The 4,973-nt window shown below is 65.5% G+C and carries 4 protein-coding genes and 2 pseudogenes; 1 reads left to right on the forward strand and 5 read right to left on the reverse strand.

Annotated elements, in window-relative coordinates; all coding sequences use genetic code 11:
* Positions 1-81 precede the first annotated feature (81 nt).
* Both ACYQ6W_RS22430 and ACYQ6W_RS22435 read right to left on the reverse strand, forming a co-directional pair.
* Positions 82-843: pseudogene (locus tag ACYQ6W_RS22430) on the reverse strand (IS256 family transposase); the annotation flags it as partial.
* A 295-nt stretch (positions 844-1,138) separates the two neighbouring features.
* Positions 1,139-1,465 (reverse strand): annotated as a pseudogene (locus tag ACYQ6W_RS22435) (transposase); the annotation flags it as partial.
* Positions 1,466-1,859: 394 nt separating this feature from the next.
* Between ACYQ6W_RS22435 and ACYQ6W_RS22440 the strand changes: the two are divergent.
* Entirely contained in the window at positions 1,860-2,297 is a 438-nt protein-coding gene (locus tag ACYQ6W_RS22440) for a DUF2442 domain-containing protein (protein WP_459678483.1), read from the forward strand.
* Between the two features lie 40 nt (positions 2,298-2,337).
* On the opposite strand, the gene ACYQ6W_RS22445 is transcribed toward ACYQ6W_RS22440, so the two are convergent.
* From ACYQ6W_RS22445 to ACYQ6W_RS22455, 3 genes are all read right to left on the reverse strand, one after another.
* Positions 2,338-2,880 (reverse strand): N-acetyltransferase family protein, encoded by a 543-nt coding sequence (locus ACYQ6W_RS22445; RefSeq protein ID WP_459678485.1) that lies wholly within the window; start codon positions 2,878-2,880, stop codon positions 2,338-2,340.
* 109 nt (positions 2,881-2,989) lie between these two features.
* Complete coding sequence (locus ACYQ6W_RS22450) at positions 2,990-4,096, reverse strand: segregation and condensation protein A (RefSeq protein ID WP_459678486.1); 1,107 nt, start codon at positions 4,094-4,096, stop codon at positions 2,990-2,992.
* Positions 4,097-4,104: 8 nt separating this feature from the next.
* The coding region (locus ACYQ6W_RS22455) for a hypothetical protein (protein ID WP_459678489.1) at positions 4,105-4,973 on the reverse strand (869 nt) is incomplete at its 5' end.

Consider the following 4,973-nt stretch of genomic DNA (forward strand, 5'->3'; position numbering starts at 1 on the left):
ATGGATCGCCAGGGCAACGCGTGATCCGTTGCCTGACCTTTGTCGGCGGATGAGCTATCGCGGCCCGCTCCGGGGCCACATTTTCAACAGCCCCACCCTGCATCTTTGCCAGGTGGCCCCCAGAACCTGCTGGATGGCCTTCTTCAGCCCCTCATGGGCGTCGGAGATGACCAGCTTGACCCCCTTCAACCCCCGCCGGGTCAGCGAGCGGAGGAAGTCGATCCAGAAGGGCGCCGCTTCCGAGAGGCCGACCTTCATGCCGATGATCTCCCGGCGGCCGTCGGTGCTCGCGGCCACGGCGATTATCACCGCGACGGATATGATCCGGCCGCCCTCCCGCTGCTTCAGATAGGTCGCATCGAGCCAGAGGTATGGCCATTCCCCTTCCAGAGGGCGGTCCAAAAAGGACCCGACACGATCGTCTATCTCCTTACAAAGCTTGGAAACCTGGCTCTTCGAGATCCCGCTCATGCCCATCGCCTGGACCAGATCCTCGACCCGTCGCGTCGACACGCCCGAAATCCAGGCCTCCTGGACGATGGCCGTCAGTGCCTTCTCCACCGTCCGCCGCGGCTCCAGGAAAGGCGGGAAGTAGGCGGGCCCCGCCCGGAGCTTGGGCACCTTCAGATCCAGGGTTCCCAGGCGCGTCTCCAGGCTCCGCTCCCGGTAGCCATTCCGGTAGGTCAGCCGCTCGGGGCTTCTCTCATGACGCGCGGCACCGATCATGTTGTCCACGTCCGCATCCATGATCCGCTGCAGCGCCGTCTCTGCGATCATCTTCAAAAAATCGCCGTCGTCGCTCTTCTGCACTACTTCAATCAGGCGCATGGTCTCTTCGGTCATCGGGGGCTCCCGGTCGGGGTTGGTCCTTCGCAAGCTCAAGCTTGACCGAAACTCCCCTGGTGGCCACCCCAGATTCCCTGCCTACCCCGCCGCCTTCATGGCCGCTCTATCGGGCGTGAATTTCCACCACTCCCGTGGACGCCAGCAAAAATGGCACTCGATGCCGGCCCCCTTATGAGGACCAGGACGCGCGGCTCTCCATCTTGGCCAACGGCTTGCCGGAAGGCCGGATACGTTTGTGCAGACAGATCAAGCCGGATGACCAAAACCACTTGCCGACGGGGCGGGCCATACGTTTTCCGCCAGAGGCACATCGGTGCGCCTTCACTGCAGACGAGTCGATGAGCACCTCGGCGGGTGGTCCTCCAGCAGTTGCCAGAGCGTAGAAGAGGCTCGTCCACACGCCTTTGGCTGCCCATCGCTGGAAACGGTTGTAGAGCGTCTTCCGGGGGCCGTAGACCGTAGGCGCATCTTTCCAACGGCAACCCGATATCAGCACATGCACAATGCCTCTGATGACCCTGCGATCATCCACCCGGGGCTTACCCCGCGTATCACGCGGCAGATGCGGCTTGAGCCGAGCGAATTGCTCTTTCGTCAGCCAAAAATATCCGTCGTCCAAATGAGGTCTCCTTCCGGAAACCTTGAATCACGCCAGTTCGGCGCTGTGAATCCTTTTTATGGGTCCCAGCCCTAACTGACCGCCGGCTGGTGACTCATCGACTTCTTAACCGCCAATATCCGGAACCCGAACACACGCCAGGCCTATCTCCGCGCCTGCCGTCATTTCTTCGCCTGGTGCGAGGAGCTGCCTGCCGGCGAAGTTGGTGGGAAACACAACAAAGGACGTGTCTTGCCAATCAGTGGCTATCGGTTCCAGCACCCGGAGTTATCGAGATTGTGGGCGAGGCTATGGCGAATGCAAGACCGATTGCTGAGGCGGTCTACAATCCGGAACAGGAGCAGCTCCATATAACGTTGCGAGATGGCGCGACATTGGATGTGAGCCCCCGGCGATGACCAAGCAACAAGTGATTGACGCAGAGTTCGCGGCCGCCCTCGCCGCTGGTAGGAGCGAGACCGCAACCGAAGTCCGAGCACAGGCTGTCCGCTATGTGGCCGACCGGGACGCGATTGAAGTTGTGACAATCCATCATGCGGGATTCTTGATCCCCCGGGCCTGGATCGGTGCGCTGCAGGATGTGCCAGTTGCCGAGCTAGGGCGGCTGGAGATCTGGCCCGACGGGTCGGCGATCGAGTTGGAGAGCCGGGACATCCACATCAGCGTGGACGGTCTAATAACGTCGGTTCTGCCGGCGATGCTGCCGACGCGGACTGTTGCCGCCATTTTCGCCAGCCGTGGCGGTCAGGCGACTTCGGAAGCAAAGCGGAGTAGCGCGCAAAAGAATGGCCGCAGAGGCGGTCGTCCCCGCAAGGTTACATCCGCAGCCTAACTCTTTCCTGACCCTGTTGGGGATGCGACCCGATGGGCACTCACGTGCCTCGCAGGTCGAGCACCATGAAGATCTCATTCCGGTAAGAGCCATCGCCGGGATCAATCGCGTTCGGTTCCACCCCGTAGACCCGAAAGCCCAGCTGCTCATAGAGGGCCTGTGCAGCTGCGTTCCCCTCCGTGACAGTCAGAATGACCTGCCGCAGCTCCCCCTGCGCTCGTGCATAACCGATCAAGCGCTCCAACAAGGAGCGCGCAATTCCCTGCCCTCGCCACTCGGGATCGACATACATCCCCCAGACCATCGCCTTGTGGCGATATTTCTCCCGCGTGTTGCGCTGGAGCCCGGCTATTCCGATCAGAACATTCCCGAGGCTTCGTTCCTGATGGAAAGCTCCAAGGACGACACTTCCACCTGGCGGCGACAAGATATCCTCTATTTCCTTGAGCGAGATCCTCGCCCATTCGGCACGAGACGTTGCAAAAGAGGCGGGATAGAGCTCCAGGGCATCCAGGCGAAGGAGTCGATATTCAGCGGCGTCCGTCCGATCTAAGGGCCGTATCACAAAGTCAGGCACAGGCACCTCAGCCGTTCCACCGTTACGCGCCGCCCATAGTGGCGCTCACCACCGGATAGCCGTCATCCGCTGGATCTGTCGAGATTGCGGCCTAGCGCTCTACAGCGAAGCTGGTTCAACCTGCTGGTGGGATTGCCACGGAGACCGCTTCGAAAGCCCCCTCCTGCTCCAGCACCACGTCGCCCTGCTTGGCGAGCTCGAGGCTGGCACTGAAGGTGGTGACCCAGGCAGAGGCGCGAAGCAGCGGCCCCTGCACGAGCGTACCCTCCTCATCGGTCTCGTTCGCCGCCGCCGGCAGGAAGCGATCCAGTGTCAGAGGCTCGCCCATCCCCTCCCCGACCTCGTGTAAAATTCTCAAAATCCGCTCCCGCGCCTCGGCGACGGAATGGAGCGCCTCCCAGACCGGGCGATACTGGACGGCCGTCTCTGGGCCGGCGGCGTCGTCGTCGAAGAGGTCGAGACAGGCCCAAAGGAAGCCGATGACATCAACGGTATGCTCGGTGCCCAGCTGCAGGCCCGTGGGCTCCGGCACCCCGCGGGCGAAGACCACCTCGCCGAGAATCGGCCGCGCGCCAAGCCAGCGGGCGGCGGCCCGCATCGCCACGAGATCGTCGAGCCGGCGAAGCTCCGCCGCGGCATCGCGCTCCGCGGCCTGGGCGGCCTCGGGGCTTTCGGGGCAGAGGAGACGGGAGCGGAGCAGCACGAGGCGGGTCGCCATGACCAGCCAGTCGGCCCGGCGCTCGAGCGCTACCCGGTCCCGCAGGGCGTCGACGGCCGCGAGGAACTGCTCGACCAAGGTGACGATCGACAGGCGACCAAGATCAATGCGCTGCCGCTCGACGAGATCGAGCAGCAGGTCCATCGGCCCGTCGAAGCCGTCGAGATGCAGCACCGGCACCGCCGGCGCCGGAACCCGACGTCCACCGGCTTCCCAGGCGGCATCATCCTCCCAGTCGTCTGTTGCACTGTGGATCGGATCGACGGCCCGCGCGTCCTCCTGCGGAGCATCCTGCCGCCGGGCCGCCAGCGGTGGCGTTGCAAACGCGGCCCCACCTACCCGATCGCCCTCCTGCTCGGACATCGCGCCGTCGAGAAGAGGACCATCCGCCGGAGCGGCAAGCGGCTCGACCATCGTCGGTCGCGACACGCCGGAGCCTGGTGCATCCACCATCACCCCGCCGGGCGGATCCAGCCCCCTCCCCTCCCCGTCCGGGATCGTCACGGCCGCCGCTACAGCTGGAAGCGCAGATCGGGCCAGGCGGCCGCGATCCGCGTGATCGCTTCATGCGGCGTCTCGCCACCGGTGAAGAAGCCATAGCCCAGCACCGTATGCCCGGCAGGCAGCCGCCGGCCTGGCCGCGCATCCGGCCGCAGCACGACATGGCGCGGCGTCTCGCTCAAACCCCAGTGCCGGCGGAGCCAGGCCTGGGCCCGCGGATGGGTCGGTTCATGCGCCAGGACCTCCGGCGGCACCGGCAGCAGCCGATGCAGATCGAACGGACAGGCGCGACCTGCACAGGCGCGGCCGGCATGGGCGCGGCCCGCATGGGCGGGGGCGGCAGAGGCGGGCTCTGCAGAAGCCTTCGCGGCTTGCGCGTCGCCCGGATAGACTCCACCGCCCCCCGCATGGCCCTCTGCCGGTTCGATCTGGCTCTGGGCGACGAGGGCCGCTGCCCGGGCGGCCCGTGCCTCCGCCCGCTCGCGGAACTGGCGCGCGAGGATGCGGCAGCCCTCGAGGCTCAGAGAGCGGGTGGCTTTCGGTTGGGAGACCGCGAGGTGGAAGACGTCCTCTTCGATGCGGCCACCGTCGAGCCGCCAGGGCACGATGCCCGGCCCCCGCGCGGCGTCGGCGAAATCCGCCACCCGCTCGGCCGGGCCGGTGATCGTCAGATGGTGATAGAGCCAGGTCCCCTGCCCTGCCCGACGATCCAGATCCTTGACGACCGGAGCCGCCGGACGCCGGCCCCGCCGTTTCACAGGGGTCGGGAGAGGCTCCGGCACCGACGTCGTCCCCTCCTCGGGCGGCGGATCGACCTCCCAAGGCGTGCGGTACTGCATCAGAGATCGAGGGCGCCGGCCGGGCTCTCCGTCACCAGCCC

The sequence above is a fragment of the Acidisoma sp. 7E03 genome (genome assembly GCF_054665075.1).

What these genes read in the sequence shown, in the direction of transcription:
- ACYQ6W_RS22440 (WP_459678483.1), top strand. Translation starts at nt 1,860, where the DNA reads ATGACCAAGCAACAAGTGATTGACGCAGAGTTCGCGGCCGCCCTCGCC.